The following is a 17,137-nucleotide window of genomic DNA, read 5'->3' as shown; positions in this document are numbered from 1 at the left end:
ATTGCATGTGCAGTCAGCATTGAGACAGAATTTTAATCATTGGGTTTTTGTAAAATGAAGACTACATTTACTGCTACACCAGAAACAGTCACACGTGACTGGTTCGTCGTTGATGCTGAAGGTAAAACTTTAGGTCGTATCGCTACTGAAATTGCTACTCGTTTACGCGGTAAGCATAAGCCAGAGTATACTCCTCATGTTGACACTGGTGACTACATCATCGTTATTAACGCTGAGAAAGTTACAGTGACTGGTAACAAAGCTAAAGGCAAAGTTTACTACTCACATTCAGGTTTCATCGGTGGTATCAAGCAGATTACTTTTGAAAAGCTGCAAGATCATAAGCCTGAGATGATTATCGAGAAAGCAGTTAAGGGTATGTTACCAAAAGGTCCTTTGGGCCGCGCTATGTTCCGTAAACTTAAAGTTTACTCTGGCGCTGAACATAACCACGCTGCACAACAACCACAAGTTCTTGATATCTAATCCGGGAGTAAGCTAATGTCTGCAACTCAGTACTACGGCACTGGCCGTCGTAAAACATCAACTGCTCGCGTATTCGCTAAAGCAGGTAGTGGCCAAATCGTTGTTAACCAACGTCCACTAGATGTATATTTTGGTCGTGAAACTGCTCGTATGGTTGTTCGTCAACCACTTGAGCTAGTTGAAATGACAGATAAACTTGACATCTATGTAACTGTTAAAGGCGGTGGAACCACTGGCCAAGCAGGTGCAATTCGTCACGGTATTACTCGTGCATTGCTTCAGTTAGACGAAGCTCTACGTCCTTCTTTACGCGGCGCTGGTTTCGTTACCCGTGATGCTCGTAAAGTTGAGCGTAAGAAAGTTGGTCTACGTAAAGCACGTCGTAAGCCACAATTCTCAAAACGTTAATTCGTTTTTGGAATTCAAAAAGCCCAGCTATATGCTGGGTTTTTTATTGCCTTTTTTTTATCAAATACAGCTATGATACAAAATGATAATGGTGTTTCATTTGTTTGATGTTGCCACTGTTCTGTTGTTGAGTTAATAATAAATTGTGGGATGAATGATGGATTTTCAAGTGTGGATGTTTGCGATTGGTTTAGTTTTGGTTTTAGAAGGGATTGGACCGTTACTATTTCCGCAGCAATGGAAAAAATATTTAGCTGAGATTTCGAGCCAAAATAAGAATGTTCTCAGGAGGTTAGGTGGATCATTGGTGTCTGCTGGCATAGTACTATTAATAATTTTCGCATAAAATACTTGCAATACACCCCCAAAAATCTGTTAAAATTCGCCTTTATACCGCAACCTTGCAGCAGACGATGGGCAAAAACGTAGTAGTACTCGGCACTCAATGGGGTGACGAAGGAAAAGGTAAGATTGTCGACCTTCTAACAGAACAGGCAAAATATGTAGTTCGTTACCAAGGCGGCCACAATGCTGGTCATACTCTTGTTATCGACGGCGATAAAACAGTACTTCATTTGATTCCGTCAGGGATCTTACGCGACAATGTGAAATGCATTATCGGTAATGGTGTAGTGCTCGCTCCCGATGCTTTGATGAAAGAGATCAACATGCTTAAAGAGCGTGGTGTTCCTGTCGAAGAGCGTCTTCTTATTTCAGAAGCATGTCCACTAATTCTACCTTTCCATTGTGCTCTTGATGTGGCTCGCGAAAAAGCGCGCGGCAATCAAGCTATCGGTACAACGGGTCGTGGTATTGGTCCAGCTTATGAAGATAAAATTTCTCGTCGTGGTCTTCGCGTAGGTGATTTGTTCAATGCTGAACTTTTCGCTGTTAAGCTAAAAGAAGTGATGAAATATCACAACTTCATGCTAACCGAATACTATGATTGTGAAGCTGTTGACTATCAAACAACGCTAGATGATGCATTAGCTATCGCTGATTATCTGAAAAGCATGTGTACTGATGTGACTGAATTACTAGATACTGCCCGTAAAGCGGGTGAGCCAATCTTGTTTGAAGGCGCACAAGGTACATTACTTGATATCGACCATGGTACATACCCATATGTGACTTCATCAAACACTACAGCAGGTGGCGTAGCTACTGGTTCTGGTTTTGGTCCTCGTCACTTAGATTATGTATTAGGTATCATGAAAGCTTACACCACTCGTGTAGGTGCTGGTCCATTCCCAACAGAGCTTGAGAATGAGATTGGTGACTACTTAGGCCATAAAGGTCAAGAGTTCGGTGCTACAACTGGTCGTAAACGTCGTCCAGGTTGGTTAGATGCTGTGGCAATGCGCCGTGCAGTTCAAATCAACAGTGTAAGCGGCTTCTGTCTAACCAAACTTGACGTTCTAGATGGCCTAGAAGAAGTTAAGATTTGTGTTGGTTACCAGTATCCAGATGGAACTGTTGAAACAGTGACTCCTTTAGCTGCTGAAGGTTACGAGCAGGTAACACCTGTTTTCGAAACTATGCCTGGCTGGAGCGAAACCACTTTCGGTGCGACATCAATTGAGCAACTGCCACAAGCAGCACTTAATTATATTGCGCGTATCGAAGAGTTACTTGAAGCGCCAGTTGATATCGTATCAACGGGTCCTGACAGAAACGAAACAATCGTATTAGTTAATCCATTTAACTAACACATTGAAGGCCGCTAATTAGCGGCCTTTTTATTGTGTAGTTGACCTAGTTTTATTGATTGAAAATTTACATCGAACATTCACTGTTATCCTCCAGTTACCTTCGTCATTTTCTCCTATCTAATACAAGCGATTCAGTTTTCTATTGTGTTGAATAATTGCGGTTTGTGCAGTTAATACTCAAGAATTGAGCTATAATGCCGATGCATTGAGTAACTAAAGTGTCATTGAGAATCGTTATGCTGCGTTTAAGTTTATTGTTGTTGTGTTTTATTCCATATATTACCGTTGCCGAAATGGCTTCAGTGGATATTTATAATGATGAGCAATTACTTAAATTGATCCGAACGAATCAATATTTACAGCAAGTTAAAGCCGATGATTGCCAGCTAGTACAAGACATCGAAGCGAGAGCCGAAGTGCTAAAGCAGCCCATGTATCAATTCTTATGGGGTGAGATGCTTAATCATGGTGTTTGTGTGCCGCAGCATGCATCCAGAGGCATGAAACAATTACAAATTGCTGCAGAGCAAGGTAGCGCAGAGGCGATGCTAAAACTGGCCGAGTATTACTATCACGGTAAAATGGTAGTCAAAGATAAAAATCGTGCAGTGCAGTATGTGATGCCTGCTGCTGCGAATGGCGATGTGCCAGCACGATTAATGTTAGTTCGCCTTTTTGGCGAAGGTTATGGTAGCCCTGTAGATTACAAGTTAGGTTACCATTGGTTATATAACAGCGTATTTAATGATGAAGCGACACAGAAAAAAGCGTCTTCATTATTGCAGACATTAGCCGCTAAGATGCCCGCGAGTATAGTCGCGCGAGCACAGCAGCCGCAGCTGCACTAAACGCTAATACTCCAACATTGGAGTAAATTATTTGGAAATTGAATGATCAACGATCCTCATTTTGAGAGAGAGCAAGACAAGTACGAAAACCCAATCCCTAGCCGTGAATACATCTTAGAGTATTTACGCGCCCAGAAATCACCTGTGACTAGAGAGCACATTGCCGCAGCATTAAACATGGTCGATGAAGATCATCTTGAAGCGTTAAGAAGACGTTTGCGTGCAATGGAGCGTGATGGACAACTGGTTTACACCCGCGGACATAGCTATGGTTTACCTGAAAAGATGGATTTACTTTCAGGCAGCGTGATTGGTCACCGAGATGGATTTGGATTTTTTAAATCTGATGAAGGCGGAGATGACTTATTTATTAATAACCGCGATATGCAGATGTATTTTCATGGCGATAAAGTCCTAGCACAAAAAGCGGGCTCAGATCGTCGTGGACGTCGTGAAGCACGTATTGTACGTCTAGTTCAGCAACGGGCAGCACCATTAGTAGGTCGCTATCACGTTGATGCTGGCATGGCATTTGTTATTGCTGATGATAGACGTATTACCCAAGAAATCTTAATTGCTAAAGAAGACAGCAATGGCGCTCGCGCAGGCGACGTGGTTGTAGTTGAGTTAACTCGCAGACCTGGCCGCTTTGTTAAAGCCGCTGCGAAAGTCACAGAAGTACTTGGTAAAACGATGGCCCCCGGTATGGAAATTGAAATTGCACTGCGCAATTATGATTTACCCCATAAATGGTCATCAGTGATTGAGAAAAAGCTCAAGCGCATTCCTGATGAAGTGCCAGAGTCTGATAAGCAAGGTCGAGTCGATTTACGTCACTTACCTTTAGTGACGATTGATGGTGAAGATGCCCGTGATTTTGATGATGCAGTTTATGCTGAGACAAAACCTAGCGGTGGCTGGCGTTTATGGGTAGCGATTGCTGATGTGAGTCATTATGTGCGTACTGATTCTGCATTAGATGAAGAGGCGCGTGCCCGTGGTAACTCGGTGTACTTCCCATCGCAAGTTATTCCAATGCTGCCAGAGAAAATTTCCAACGGCTTATGTTCGCTTAATCCGCATGTTGACCGTTTATGTATGGTCGCAGAAATGACAATTTCAGCGGCGGGTAAGTTATCTGGCTATAAGTTTTATCCTGCAGTGATGCATTCACATGCAAGATTTACTTATACCCAAGTCGCAGCAATGCTCGAAGGCGGCGAAATCGCGCCTGAGCATGAAGCACTATTCCCGCATCTTCAATGTTTACAGTCTCTGTATTTAACTTTGAACGAGCGTAGAGCTGAACGCGGTGCAATTGCATTTGAAACCGTTGAAACCCAGTTCATCTTTAATGAACAACGTAAGATTGAAGCGATTGTGCCCCGTGGACGTAATCAAGCTCATAAGATTATTGAAGAGTGCATGATCCTCGCAAACGTCGCTTCTGCTAAGTTTGTGAAGAAACATAAAGGTGAAGTGCTATATCGTGTGCATGAAGCGCCATCTGAAACTAAGCTAGCAAACTTTAAAGAGTTTTTAGCTGAACGCGGATTATCAATGAATGGTGGTGATGAACCTACACCATCTGATTATCAAGATGTGATGCTGAAAATTGCTGGTAGACCGGATGCGGAACTGATTCAGATCATGTTACTGCGTTCAATGCGCCAAGCGGTATATAGCCCTGATGATGATGGTCACTTTGGGTTAGCATTAACCGAATACTCGCATTTCACTTCGCCAATTCGACGCTATCCAGATCTGGTGTTGCACCGTGTGATCCGCTATTTATTAGCTGCACAAGATGGCAATGTTAAGGATAAATGGACTCCTGAAGGGGGTTATCATTATGACCTTGAAGAGTTGGATAAGTTAGGCGAAGAATGTTCAACGACTGAACGCCGTGCAGATGAAGCGACGCGTGATGTAGCTGATTGGCTTAAATGCGAATACATGCAAGATCATGTTGGTGATGATTTTGAAGCCGTTATCGCATCGGTAACAAGCTTTGGTTTATTTGTGAGGCTGAAAGATCTCTACATCGATGGCTTGGTGCATATTTCAAGTTTAGTCAGTGATTACTACCAATTTGATCCAATGCGTCAACGTTTGATTGGTGAAAACACCAAGAACGTATATCAAGTGGGCGATGAAGTGAATGTAAAAGTGGCCGCAGTTAACTTGGATGATCGTCAAATAGACCTTATCATGCTTGGCGATCATGGGAAAAGCCGTAAAAAAGCTAATCGTAAACCGTTAACAGCACGTGAACGCGCTAACCTTGAAGGCGCTAAAGCGGGGGCTGGAAAATCTGGTTCAAGCAAGTCAGGAGCGGGTAAAGATAGTTCTGATGCTAAAGATGAGAAAAGTGGGGCAAAACGTAGTCCAAGTACTAAAAAGCCACGTTCTAAATCTAGCGCTAAGAAAAAAAGTGCAGGAAAATCATCTAAAAAACCAGTAAACAGTTCAGCTACAACAGCTGCAAAAAAACCATCTAAAGCAAAGCGTAAGAGAAAATAAGTAAATGAAAAAACAAGATATCATTTTTGGCATACATGCTGTTGAAGCTTTGCTACGAAATGCACCAGAGCGTGTGATTGAATTATGGGTAGTACAGGGACGCGAAGATGAACGTGTACTGCCATTAATTAACACTGCAAACCAATATGGTGTTTCTGTGCAGCGCTCTGGACGTAAGGTACTTGACGACAAATCAGCAAGTAGCCAACATCAAGGTATTGTCGCACGAGTGAAACCAGCCAAAATACTCACTGAAAATGATTTAGATGCCTTGCTTGAAAAAACAGAGCAGCCATTTCTACTTATTCTTGATGGTGTTACCGACCCTCATAACCTTGGTGCATGTTTGCGAAATGCGGATGCTGCAGGGGTTCAAGGTATTATTGTACCAAAGGATAATTCAGTTGGTTTGACTGCAACCGTGAGTAAAGTGGCATGTGGCGCAGCTGAAACTGTTCCTTTGTTTCAAGTGACTAACCTTGCCCGCACTATGCGCCATATTCAGCAAAAAGGTGTGTGGATTATTGGTGCTGCAGGTGAAGCAGATTGTGAATTGTACCAAGCCGACTTAAAAGGTCCACTTGCTATCGCAATGGGCGCTGAAGATAAAGGTTTGCGTCGCCTAACACGTGAAAGCTGTGATTCAATCGTATCTATCCCAATGGCGGGTAGTGTTTCAAGTTTAAATGTATCTGTTGCAACGGGTATTTGTTTATTTGAAGCGGTGCGCCAGCGTAAAGGCTAATCTTGCTAAGATAAATTATCAGCATTAAAAAACGGGCTTATGCCCGTTTTTATTTGCTTTGAATTTGAATGCTACTGGAAAGTATAAAGCAGGTTAAACGTGGTAATGGTATCGGTTTTAAAACTGTCTTCAGGAACAACGGCGGTGTACTTAACATTAACGCCAATTTTAAATGCCCAATCCTGTAAAAAGGTATTTTTATAACTTAAATCTAAAGTCAGGGTATTGTTGTCTTCACCGACTTCTGAGGTGAGATCGGCATTTAAACTGGTATATTCCTGTAGCTTGACCGAATACTTTGCTGCAGTACGTAAAATGATGTCTTGGTTGGCTTCTGGATTTAAATCGGAATCGGTGGCTTTAGGCAAATCATAACGATAACCAGGACCCACTTCTAAACTGAGTTTGGTTTGGTAATTGGAAATAATATCGAAACCGTAACCAGCAGATATCGTTGACAGTTTGGTATAACTACCAAAATCATCCCAAGTGAATTCCCCGCGTCCGAATACATAACCGCTATCCAGTTTATAACTAGATTGCGCGTAAAGATCATATTTTTCAGCTGTCGTCGATTCATCATCAGCTGCATAATAGGCTTTTAAGGTTAATTCTTGTCGGGCTTTTTCAGTGTCGTAATTTAAGTAAGTACGGCCATTGAAGTTTTGCGACTGGTTGTTACCGGTGTTTAGTTGCATTCCCGCTTCAATTTCAGCGTTAAAGTCACTTGGTGGCTCTTTGTAATCTGGTGGTACTAATGCCCATGCAGAAGATGAGGCGAGCAAAGTAGAAGTAAAAATGATGACTTTATTCATTACGCTTATCTATGGGTTGTTATGAGGAACGCCTGGAATACGGATGAAGCGTCATAATACCTGTATTCGTGTAGGCTGCAAAGCAATCCGTTACTTAAACACTGTCTTGAAGGGTTAAGTTATTCATTTTTATATCGTATTTATGTGTTGTTAAGTTAAATGACAGTCTCACTTTTAGTAGAGACTAAACGAATAGACTTGATGGCAAAGTATTACTTGAGTTTGCTGTTGTGTTTATGTACTATGTCGCGCTCAAATCAGTCATTTAATTTCGTTCCTTGCCTCCAACTTGGTCTGACTGAGCCACACGTGAGGCTAATTAACCGTAAGGAGCAATAAATGCGTCATTATGAAATCGTATTTATGGTTCACCCAGATCAAAGTGAACAAGTCCCAGGTATGATCGAGCGTTACAGCAGTGTAATTACTGATGCTAACGGTACTATCAGCCGTCTAGAAGATTGGGGTCGTCGTCAATTGGCTTACCCAATTCAAGACCTACATAAAGCTCACTATGTTCTTATGAACGTAGAAGCAACTGCAGAGTCTATCGAAGAGTTAGAAACAGCTTTCCGTTTCAATGACGCTGTTCTGCGTAACATGGTAATGCGCACTAAAACTGCTGTTACTGAAGCTTCTCCAATGGCTAAAGCAAAAGATGAGCGTGATTCACGTCGTGCTCCTACTGCTGCACCAGCTGCTGAAAAAGAAGTTGAAGCAAGCGCTGAAGAATCTGCTGAATAATTAATCTGTGGTTAATCACTTAGTATTGTCAGGAACGATAACTCGTTCTAAGCGGTTTGATAGCCCAAGCGGGATTCCACATAAGGTAATCACGTTAGAGCACAAAGCGCAGCGGTATGAAGGCCAGATGTTGAGAAACGTTTATTGCCTCATCCAAGTCATATTAAGTGGACAACGTTTTAATAGCGTTACAGAAGAATTAAAAGCAGGCGTGCAGGTCCAAGTTGAAGGGTTTATCTCTATGCAGCAAGGACGAAATGGCCAAAATAAATTGGTTATGCACGCCGAAAATGTCGAATTGAAAACTTAGGAGACTGTCAACATGGCACGTTATTTCCGTCGTCGCAAGTTCTGTCGTTTCACCTCTGAAGGTGTTGCAGAAATTGATTACAAAGATATCGTTACTTTAAAAAACTACGTAACAGAAAGCGGTAAGATTGTTCCTAGCCGTATCACTGGTACTAGTGCTAAATATCAACGCCAACTAGCTCGCGCGATTAAGCGTGCTCGTTATCTTTCTCTACTGCCTTACACTGATTTACATCAGTAATCGCAGTATTAATCAGAGGAATTAGATAATGAACGTTATTCTGCTTGATAAAATCGCTAACCTTGGAAACCTAGGTGACCAAGTTTCAGTTAAAGCCGGTTACGCACGTAACTTCCTTTTGCCACAAGGCAAAGCTGTTGTTGCTAATGACGAAAACGTTAAAGTTTTCGAAGCACGTCGCGCTGAATTAGAAGCTAAATTAGCTGCTGAATTAGGTGTTTGTGCTGCACGAGCTGAAAAGCTTGCTGCATTAGAAGCAGTTGTTATCGCTTCTAAAGCTGGTGACGAAGGTAAACTATTCGGTTCAGTTGGTACTCGCGACATCGCTGATGCAGTTACTGCTGCTGGCGTTGAGCTTGCTAAAGCTGAAGTACGTCTACCTTTAGGTGCTTTACGCACTTTAGGTGACTTCGAAGTTGAAGTTCAGCTTCACACTGAAGTTAAAGCTGTTGTTAAAGTTTCTGTTGTTGCAGAAGACTAATAGCAATTTGCTTTAAAGAAAACACCGCCAATTGGCGGTGTTTTTTTATGCCTGGAATATGTAAATTGCAATGAGATGGGCTGCATACTTTGACTTGAAATAATGCAATGAAAGTAATTTTGACGAAAGTAATCTAGACTTACTCTGGCAAAAAGTTCAGGCAAAAAGTTCATGAAAAAGACGCATAAAAAAGGCACTTTGATAAAAGTGCCTTTTGTTTCATGAACAAGAGAATTAGTCTCTGACTAACTCTAACTCATCCATTAAGTTGTGTGCGTTATCAACCTTATCCATCATCCAAAGGATATAGCGGAAGTCGACATGGACTGCGCGGGTAATGGTTGGATTGAAGAACCAATCTTTAGTAATTGCTTCGTAAGTTGAATCAAAGTTCAAACCAACTAACTCACCTTTACCGTTGAATACCGGCGAACCTGAGTTGCCGCCAGTAGTATCAACACTTGATAAGAAGTTAACCGGTACTGAGTTAAACTCTTCTGGTTTATCAAGACACGAGAACAAGCTGCAAATCCATGAGCGAGGATCTTGATAGACAGACGCAACAGTATGGCTGCCATAGTCATTAGTTGCGATTGCATCTAATAACTTCTTCGGCGCGTTATAAGGCGCTTCACCAGTGTGCTTACCTACAATGCCTTCTAAGCGTGTAAACGGCTGCTTGTAAAGGGCATCTCTTGATTGGTAACCATCAACCATGCCGTATGTGATACGTAAGGTTCGGTTTGCATCTGGATACACAGGCCAATCATTGGCTTTGTAGTAAGCAATAATGGCTTCCATATATTCTGGGCGTGCAGTAGACAACTCACCTTTTAATGTGTTTTCTGCTTTCTCTTGCGCCATATTGGTGTCGTGCAGTGCAACAGCTAAACGGATAAATGGATCAGAGCTGGTTTCAAATGCTTGTGCATCTTGTTCCATCCAAGCAAGTCGTTGCTCTTTATCAGTAAGACCTGTTAAAGCGTAGTAGCCATCTAACTTCGCTGATAGTGCCTCTGCATCAGAGATTTTATTCAGTGCATCATCTAAAATTGCCACGCGCTGGCTTTGTGCCATGTATGCATTTAAATCTTGAAGCCATAGCGTTTTATCAACAGATACATCAAAACTGCGTTCTAAGCGTGTTAAGTTAGCGGCGAACATTTTCATGTCTCGCTCTTGAAAGCCTTGTTCACGTTTTGCGTCAGGGAGCTGTTTTTCTTTCGCTAAACGATACAGTTTTTTCGCTGCTGACAATAACGAACTTGATTGCGCATTATTGAAAAAGTAATCCGTTTGAACTTGAGTTTGCTGCTTGGCAAGCAGCGCTTCTAATTCAGTGATTAAGTTCTGGTTTGCTTGAGTGTCTTTTTTCAACCAAGCTAAGAAATCATTCTCACGATCTTGCTTGATGCCGACAATATCAGTGGCTTTAAAGCCATCTAACAAGCCGTTAAGTTTCTTCATACGGTTAGCCATTGACGCAAGGCTGCCAGCATATTTTATCGCGATAGTATTATTATCTGCCGCCATTTGATTAATGGTGTCGATTTGTAGCTGATAGCGCTTGGCGTAAGTTGGATACATCCAATCACTGGCAAACTCTAGTTCACTGGTTAGGCGATAACGACTGGTAGAACCTGGGTAACCAGCAGCAAAGACTCCGTCACCTGCTTTAACGCCGTCAGCATTAATTTTTAAAAAGCTCTTAGGCTCAAACGGTACGTTATCTTCAGCATAACCGGCAGGTTTGCCATCTTTACCTACGTAAGCACGTAAGAAGGTAAAGTCACCAGAGTGGCGAGGGTATTCGTAGTTATCGATGTCGCCGCCAAATGCGCCAACACTTTCAGGTGGTGCGTAAACAAGGCGTACATCACGAATGATTAACTGCTTAATCAAGTAATATTCTAAACCGTTATGGAAACTACTAACCGAACAGCGGTAGTTTTCATCGGTTTCACATTCTTTAATGAGTGCTTTGCGGTTTGATTGAATATCTTCGTATCGCGCAAGCGGCTCATTACTTAAATCGGCATTTACTTGTTTAGTGACATCCGTTACGGCTTCAGTAATGTATAATCGCTCGTTTGGACCAGCTGAAGGTTCTTCTGCTTTAGTATTGGCAAGAAAGCCATCGGCCAAGTAATTATGTTCTGTTTTACTGTTATATTGTATTGCTCGGTAGGCACAATGATGATTGGTAACAACTAGACCTTGGGGCGAAACGAAACTGGCGGTACAATAGCCGAGGCCGACAACCGCATTCATTGGGTATTGGGTTAGATCTGCAAGTTGTTTTGCAGGAATTTCGATGCCACGTTGTGCTAATTTATCTGCGATAGAAGGCATTTGATAGGGTTGCCATTGGCCTTCATCGGCATGGGCTAGCCCGGAAGACAGCACAAGGGCTGCAACGAGTGCAATACGCATGTTCTTTCCTTAAATATTATTATTGTTAGTCCGCATGAGCGGTAATGTTGCACATTTTAAGGTGCAACATGTTTGCATGACCTCGGTGTTATACCATATTTTACAAACAGGTTGGGAATTGGGAGTTTTAATGTCACAAAAAGGTCCTTTTAAGGCTAAAGAAAGGTTAAGAGATGCACAAGTTGATGCGCTCAAATTACCGCCTCACTCTATTGAAGCTGAACAGTCTGTTTTAGGTGGCTTGATGCTCGATGCTGAAGCTTGGGACAGAGTCTCAGAGGCTATCGTGGCAGATGATTTCTACTCTCGCTCTCACCGAATGATTTATGCGGCGATGAGCCGTCTTGTTGAAACCGGCCAACCTATCGATTTGATTACGGTATCTGAGCGACTTGAAGTTGAAGATCAACTTGAAGATGCCGGTGGTTTTGCCTATTTAGGTGAGATTGCTAAAAACACCCCGAGTGCAGGTAATATTTTATCGTATGCCGATATCGTACGTGAGCGCGCGGTTGTGCGTGACATGATTGGTGTCGCCCATGAGATTGCCGATGCAGGTTATAACCCAGAAGGACGTAATTCAGGTGACTTACTCGATTTAGCTGAAACTAAAGTCTTTAAAATTGCAGAGTCGCGAGCGAATGCCAATGAGGGCCCTGAAGGGATTAAATCGATTCTTGAAAAGACTGTCGATAAAATTGAGCAGCTATACAATAACCCACATAACGGTGTAACTGGGGTTTCGAGTGGCTTTAGTGACCTAGATAAAATGACCGCTGGTTTTCAGTCTGGCGATTTGGTCATTGTGGCAGCGCGTCCATCGATGGGTAAAACTACCTTTGCGATGAACCTGTGTGAACAAGCTGCGATGAATGAGGATAAGCCGGTACTTATTTTCAGTTTAGAGATGCCGTCAGAACAAATTATGATGCGTATGTTGGCGTCTTTAGGCAGAGTGGATCAAACTAAAATTCGTACCGGTCAGCTCGATGATGAAGATTGGGCTCGTGTGTCATCGACCATGGGTATCATGCTTGAGCAAGGCAAGATGTACATTGATGATGGCTCTGGTTTAACCCCAACAGAAGTACGCAGTCGTGCTCGACGGATTGCCCGTGAGTATGGCGGTTTATCGATGATCATGATCGATTACCTGCAGTTAATGCAAGTGCCTTCATTAAAAGATAACCGTACCTTAGAAATTGCAGAAATTTCTCGCTCACTGAAGTCTCTGGCCAAAGAACTCGAGATTCCAGTTATTGCACTTTCACAGCTTAACCGCTCGCTAGAGCAACGTGCTGATAAGCGACCTGTTAACTCGGATTTACGTGAATCTGGTTCGATTGAGCAAGATGCGGATTTGATCATGTTTATTTATCGTGATGAAGTGTATAACGATGATTCTGAACAAAAAGGTGTCGCAGAAATTATTATTGGTAAACAGCGTAACGGCCCGATTGGTCGAGTGCCTTTGACCTTCCAAGGCCAGTTCTCGCGCTTTGATAATTACTCAGGAACGCAAATATTTGATGAAGATTAATCCTGTTTCATAAATCAGTATTGTGTCTATAAATTGCTATTATCAAACAAGCCTCTGTTAATGAAACAGAGGCTCAATTTTTTGTTTTCATGGTGAAGAACACCTGAATATATTCGTCATTTAAGGTTAATTATTTGAAACCGTTTCCCCGTGCTGAAATTAGTCGTCAGGCTTTACAGGATAACCTTGTCAGGCTGAGAGAGATTGCTCCTAACAGTAAAGTCATGGCAGTGGTTAAAGCTAATGGTTACGGTCATGGCTTACTGAATGTTGCACAGTGTGTAGATAATGCCGATGGATTTGGTTTAGCAAGGCTTGAGGAGGCGCTGCAATTGCGTGAAGGTGGGGTGAAAGCGAAACTGCTATTACTTGAAGGTTGCTTTCGTCAGACAGATCTCCCGTTATTAGTACAGCATCAAATCGACACCGTAGTTCATCATGAATCTCAGCTTGAGATGCTTGAGAACTCGACATTATCAGCTCCTATCACCGTGTGGCTCAAAGTGGATTCAGGTATGCATCGACTGGGTTTTGGCTTAGAACAGTTCGATGATGTATACCAGCGTTTAATTGATTGCCCCAACGTGAAAAAGCCGGTTCATTTAATGACACACTTTGCCTGTGCTGATGAGCCTGACAATAATCTCACTCAGCAACAAATGGATGCTTTTACTCAACTCATATCTGATCTTCCTGGGGACCGCACTTTAGCAAATTCAGCGGGTACCTTATTTTGGCCTCAAAGCCAATGTGATTGGATAAGACCTGGTATTGCTTTATATGGGGTTTCTCCTGTATTTGGGGATAAGGGGACCCATCACGGTTTACAACCTGCGATGGAGTTAGTATCTAATTTGATTGCTGTTCGTGAGCATAAAGCGGGTCAAAGTGTGGGTTATGGTGCGCATTGGACTGCCGATAAAGACACTAAATTAGGTGTGGTCGCGATTGGTTATGGTGATGGTTATCCCCGTAATGCACCTGAAGGAACGCCTGTTTGGTTAAATGGTCGAAGAGTGCCGATTGTTGGCCGCGTATCGATGGACATGCTAACGGTTGATTTAGGCGCAGAAGCGACAGATCAAGTTGGTGATCTTGTACAGTTATGGGGACAAGCACTAGCCGTTGAAGAGGTCGCTGAACATATTGGTACCATCGCTTACGAACTCGTGACCAAACTCACCCCACGAGTGGTTGTCGATTTACAAGAATAAAGCCCTTAGGGGCATCTAGATGTTGCAAGGCTACACACGTTTAACAGTGTCTTGTATTAGAAGGAAGATTGAGTGCAGTTGTATAAAGCCGCGCTAGTGACTTACTGCGTTATTTATAGTGGTTGGGCCTTTGCTCAAACACAGCCTATTCAAAGCCTTATGTCAGAAGATACTATTGTATCTGTTGACATTGCGGGCGACGATAAGCAAACAACATCAACGTCAGTTGAGTTAGAAAAGAATAAACAAGCCAAGAATTCAGCCGACAGTTATGATGCTGAATTTGTTGCTGTGCCTATTATATTTTCAACTGAAACGTTGAGTACAACAATTGGTGGTGCAGGTGTCATAAAGCATGCTGGGCAAGCTCAAGCCGTTGCACTGGGTATAGGTTTATATTCAGCCAATGACAGCTGGCTAAGTTATGCTGGATTCTACAATTATCAAATTCCCAAACTCGATCAATGGTTATTCAGCGCGGAGTTATTTCGTGGCCATTATGAGCAAGGCATATACTATCTCCCGCAAGCAAACACCGAGACTGAAACTGAACGCATAATCAGTGTAGGCGATGAAGGCTTTTCAAAATTACATATTAAATATGTTTTGCCGATGGCTGGCGGGGCAAACGGCGCTGCAGCGTCTCTAGCCAGAAAGAAAAATGCAATAAGCTGGAATCCACTAGAGTCAGGTGTCACATCGATAAGTTTGACGCCCTTTAATAAGTATCGCGAACTTGAAACGCTGGATTATTTACCTGATGAAGCAAATGGCATAGAGCTGGCTTTAGATTGGGATAATCGTGACTCAATGAATAACAGTTCAGAGGGCGGACAAACCAATCTTACATTAACGCTTGGCAGTGAAGTAAGCGATAACCCAAGTTGGTTTATGTGGGAATTTGAACAAAGTGCTTTTATGTCACTGGGAAGTAATGGCTGGTTTGAAGAACAAGTACTCGCCGCCAACGTCTATATTGCCGATACACCAAGTTGGAATAGCTTTGATGGCGATAGCCAAAGTTACCAGCGCCCCCCAACCTTTGCAGGCGTTTCACTCGGTGGGTTTGATAGGTTAAGAGGTTATGACTCGAAGCAGTTTACTGGAAGAAGCGCGGTCAATTATGCGCTTGAATATCGTATGACTCCTCGTTGGCAGCCACTACAAAATTTACCAGTGTTTAATTTATATGATGTGCCTTGGTGGCAGTGGGCATTATTGATTGAAGCAGGAAATGTGACCGACGAGTTTAGCCTTGATGACTTACACAAAGACATGAAAACCTCTTATGGTGTGAGTGTCCGTTTTGAAGTTGAAGATATTGTTATCAGAAGTGATTTTGTCACTGGTGGTGATGAAAGCCAGTTTTGGGTAATGGTTAATCAGCCTTTTTAATTCAATATAATACGTTTTTTACTTAGCCGACCTTACATATATTTTTATAGCTGTGTTTATCTGGTTAATTCAATTTTTTCTTAATGTTAATACCTATTGAGCTCTTTAAGTAAGAGCCCAATAAACATTTTTTATAAAGCATGTGTCAGGATAAAAATAAGAAAAAGGCGGGGATGAATACGCCTAAACTCATCAGCACAATTGATTTCGGCTTGGCTGGTCCATGTTTTCCTTTGACCATAAACAAGGCTGACAACGCCAGAAATATCAGCATCCCAGCAAACAAGTCAGAAAAATACACCCAAGCATTGCGTGTTTCATTCAAATGCAACTTGTTCAAAGCTTGAAGAATCACTCTCGGCTCAATATCTTGATAGCTCACCTGATGTTGTCGTCTATCCCAAAATAACGTGTCACCGTCATCTAGAAAAACTTCAAACTGGTTCTTGTTTTGCCAAAAGCTCGACTTTACTGCCTGCGTTAAGTCAAAGCTACTTTGCATACGCTGGATAATCTGCTGATCATCCAGTGTTAACCAGTCACTGTCGTCAACCTGCTTAGTCTGCCTTTCTACAGCGTAATTAGGGTTCCAGTCTGCAATATGATTAACCGCAATCCCAGATACCGCGAAAATGATTGAAAATCCAATGCAAAAGTATCCAATATCACGGTGTAAGTTGCGATTAAGGCGATACCAGTTAATGCTTTTAAACCATTTAATCAAGGATACTGACTCCTGTCGGTACCAGTTGGTACATGGTCATCGGTTCGGTTACTGATGCAGCATCGAATGCTTCTCCAGCTTCTTTGGCATAGTGGGCCTTAATTTCACGTGTTTGCTCAAGGTCGTACCTTAGTGCTTGAAGTTGACCCGTTGCTAAGGCTTTTTTACCACGAGCGGTCAGTGGAAATACCATTTCGCCGTCTTTGACTTTTATTCGCAATGTTTGAAATCGCTTGTCTGAGGCAATGGTCATCCAGCAACCTCGGTGCTCACAGACTCCGACAATGGTGCCTTCAATAGTGACGGCATTTTCAAGGTAATCTTCTGGCGAAGCCATCAAAATTGATACTGGAACTAGATAGTCTCGGTTCACGCCTTCACCAAAGTCTGTTGCTGCCTGGCTAGTGCCTACTAAAGAACCAAGTAAAATTGCCGCGGCGATAAATTGTTTCGTTTTCATGTATTGTCCTTAAAATTATGTTTGAGTCAGTAGTTCAAATCAATCGTTCGACCACCTCA

General features: G+C 42.5%; 18 protein-coding genes. 14 read left to right on the top strand and 4 right to left on the bottom strand.

The genetic code is table 11. From position 1 onward, the window contains the following. The first annotated feature begins 54 nt into the window (after window positions 1-54). The 7 genes from rplM (at window position 55) to rlmB (ending at window position 6,722) form a co-directional block, all read left to right on the top strand. A complete protein-coding gene (rplM, locus tag L2737_RS10305; RefSeq protein WP_102528012.1) occupies window positions 55-486 on the top strand; it encodes a 50S ribosomal protein L13 in 432 nt (143 codons plus the stop codon). 15 nt (window positions 487-501) lie between these two features. After that, window positions 502-894 carry a 30S ribosomal protein S9 gene (gene rpsI, locus L2737_RS10300; RefSeq protein ID WP_102528011.1) on the top strand — a complete coding sequence of 131 codons (393 nt, stop codon included), beginning with the start codon at window positions 502-504 and terminating at the stop codon, window positions 892-894. Window positions 895-1,051: 157 nt separating this feature from the next. Further along, window positions 1,052-1,240: a DUF2065 domain-containing protein gene (locus tag L2737_RS10295; protein WP_102528010.1), complete on the top strand. Its 189-nt coding sequence runs from the start codon at window positions 1,052-1,054 to the stop codon at window positions 1,238-1,240. Window positions 1,241-1,307: 67 nt separating this feature from the next. After that, complete coding sequence (locus L2737_RS10290; RefSeq protein WP_102528009.1) at window positions 1,308-2,603, top strand: adenylosuccinate synthase; 1,296 nt, start codon at window positions 1,308-1,310, stop codon at window positions 2,601-2,603. A gap of 239 nt (window positions 2,604-2,842) precedes the next feature. Beyond that, on the top strand, window positions 2,843-3,454 hold the full coding sequence (locus tag L2737_RS10285; protein ID WP_102528008.1) for a tetratricopeptide repeat protein: 612 nt from the start codon (window positions 2,843-2,845) through the stop codon (window positions 3,452-3,454). Between the two features lie 42 nt (window positions 3,455-3,496). Continuing rightward, entirely contained in the window at window positions 3,497-5,977 is a 2,481-nt protein-coding gene (rnr, locus tag L2737_RS10280; RefSeq protein ID WP_248955654.1) for a ribonuclease R, read from the top strand. 4 nt (window positions 5,978-5,981) lie between these two features. Further along, window positions 5,982-6,722 (top strand): 23S rRNA (guanosine(2251)-2'-O)-methyltransferase RlmB, encoded by a 741-nt coding sequence (gene rlmB, locus L2737_RS10275; protein WP_229371098.1) that lies wholly within the window; start codon window positions 5,982-5,984, stop codon window positions 6,720-6,722. A gap of 71 nt (window positions 6,723-6,793) precedes the next feature. Here rlmB and L2737_RS10270 read toward each other — a convergent pair whose 3' ends face one another. Continuing rightward, window positions 6,794-7,537: a DUF481 domain-containing protein gene (locus L2737_RS10270; protein ID WP_102528005.1), complete on the bottom strand. Its 744-nt coding sequence runs from the start codon at window positions 7,535-7,537 to the stop codon at window positions 6,794-6,796. Between the two features lie 339 nt (window positions 7,538-7,876). Between L2737_RS10270 and rpsF the strand changes: the two genes are divergently transcribed. Genes rpsF through rplI form a run of 4 tightly spaced genes read left to right on the top strand, consistent with a single transcriptional unit; the run spans window position 7,877 to window position 9,312 of the window. Continuing rightward, window positions 7,877-8,281 carry a 30S ribosomal protein S6 gene (rpsF, locus tag L2737_RS10265; RefSeq protein ID WP_055023456.1) on the top strand — a complete coding sequence of 135 codons (405 nt, stop codon included), beginning with the start codon at window positions 7,877-7,879 and terminating at the stop codon, window positions 8,279-8,281. A 7-nt stretch (window positions 8,282-8,288) separates the two neighbouring features. After that, window positions 8,289-8,591 carry a primosomal replication protein N gene (gene priB, locus L2737_RS10260; RefSeq protein ID WP_102528004.1) on the top strand — a complete coding sequence of 101 codons (303 nt, stop codon included), beginning with the start codon at window positions 8,289-8,291 and terminating at the stop codon, window positions 8,589-8,591. 12 nt (window positions 8,592-8,603) lie between these two features. After that, window positions 8,604-8,831, top strand: coding sequence for a 30S ribosomal protein S18 (gene rpsR, locus L2737_RS10255; protein WP_055023454.1), 228 nt, complete (start codon window positions 8,604-8,606; stop codon window positions 8,829-8,831). Between the two features lie 28 nt (window positions 8,832-8,859). After that, a complete protein-coding gene (rplI, locus tag L2737_RS10250; RefSeq protein WP_102528003.1) occupies window positions 8,860-9,312 on the top strand; it encodes a 50S ribosomal protein L9 in 453 nt (150 codons plus the stop codon). 234 nt (window positions 9,313-9,546) lie between these two features. Here the strand turns inward: rplI and L2737_RS10245 are convergent, their stop codons facing one another. Continuing rightward, on the bottom strand, window positions 9,547-11,745 hold the full coding sequence (locus tag L2737_RS10245; protein WP_248955653.1) for a S46 family peptidase: 2,199 nt from the start codon (window positions 11,743-11,745) through the stop codon (window positions 9,547-9,549). A 130-nt stretch (window positions 11,746-11,875) separates the two neighbouring features. Between L2737_RS10245 and dnaB the strand changes: the two genes are divergently transcribed. The 3 genes from dnaB to L2737_RS10230 all read left to right on the top strand — a co-directional run bounded on the left by dnaB (window position 11,876) and on the right by L2737_RS10230 (window position 15,894). Next, a complete protein-coding gene (dnaB, locus tag L2737_RS10240) occupies window positions 11,876-13,285 on the top strand; it encodes a replicative DNA helicase (RefSeq protein WP_102528049.1) in 1,410 nt (469 codons plus the stop codon). Between the two features lie 134 nt (window positions 13,286-13,419). After that, entirely contained in the window at window positions 13,420-14,499 is a 1,080-nt protein-coding gene (gene alr, locus L2737_RS10235; protein ID WP_102528001.1) for an alanine racemase, read from the top strand. Between the two features lie 72 nt (window positions 14,500-14,571). Further along, window positions 14,572-15,894 (top strand): BamA/TamA family outer membrane protein, encoded by a 1,323-nt coding sequence (locus L2737_RS10230; protein ID WP_248955652.1) that lies wholly within the window; start codon window positions 14,572-14,574, stop codon window positions 15,892-15,894. A gap of 145 nt (window positions 15,895-16,039) precedes the next feature. Here the strand turns inward: L2737_RS10230 and L2737_RS10225 are convergent, their stop codons facing one another. Together L2737_RS10225 and L2737_RS10220 are read right to left on the bottom strand one after the other, a co-directional pair. Beyond that, complete coding sequence (locus tag L2737_RS10225) at window positions 16,040-16,618, bottom strand: PepSY-associated TM helix domain-containing protein (protein WP_248955651.1); 579 nt, start codon at window positions 16,616-16,618, stop codon at window positions 16,040-16,042. Then, on the bottom strand, window positions 16,611-17,078 hold the full coding sequence (locus L2737_RS10220) for a DUF4920 domain-containing protein (RefSeq protein WP_248955650.1): 468 nt from the start codon (window positions 17,076-17,078) through the stop codon (window positions 16,611-16,613). The genes L2737_RS10225 and L2737_RS10220 overlap by 8 nt, the downstream gene beginning before the upstream one ends. Between the last annotated feature and the right edge of the window lie 59 nt (window positions 17,079-17,137).

The organism is Shewanella electrodiphila, assembly GCF_023283985.1.
In the GTDB taxonomy this organism is placed as follows: domain Bacteria; phylum Pseudomonadota; class Gammaproteobacteria; order Enterobacterales; family Shewanellaceae; genus Shewanella; species Shewanella electrodiphila.
Note: the sequence above shows the minus strand (reverse complement) of the source record. Positions and strands in the feature narration are given on the sequence as shown.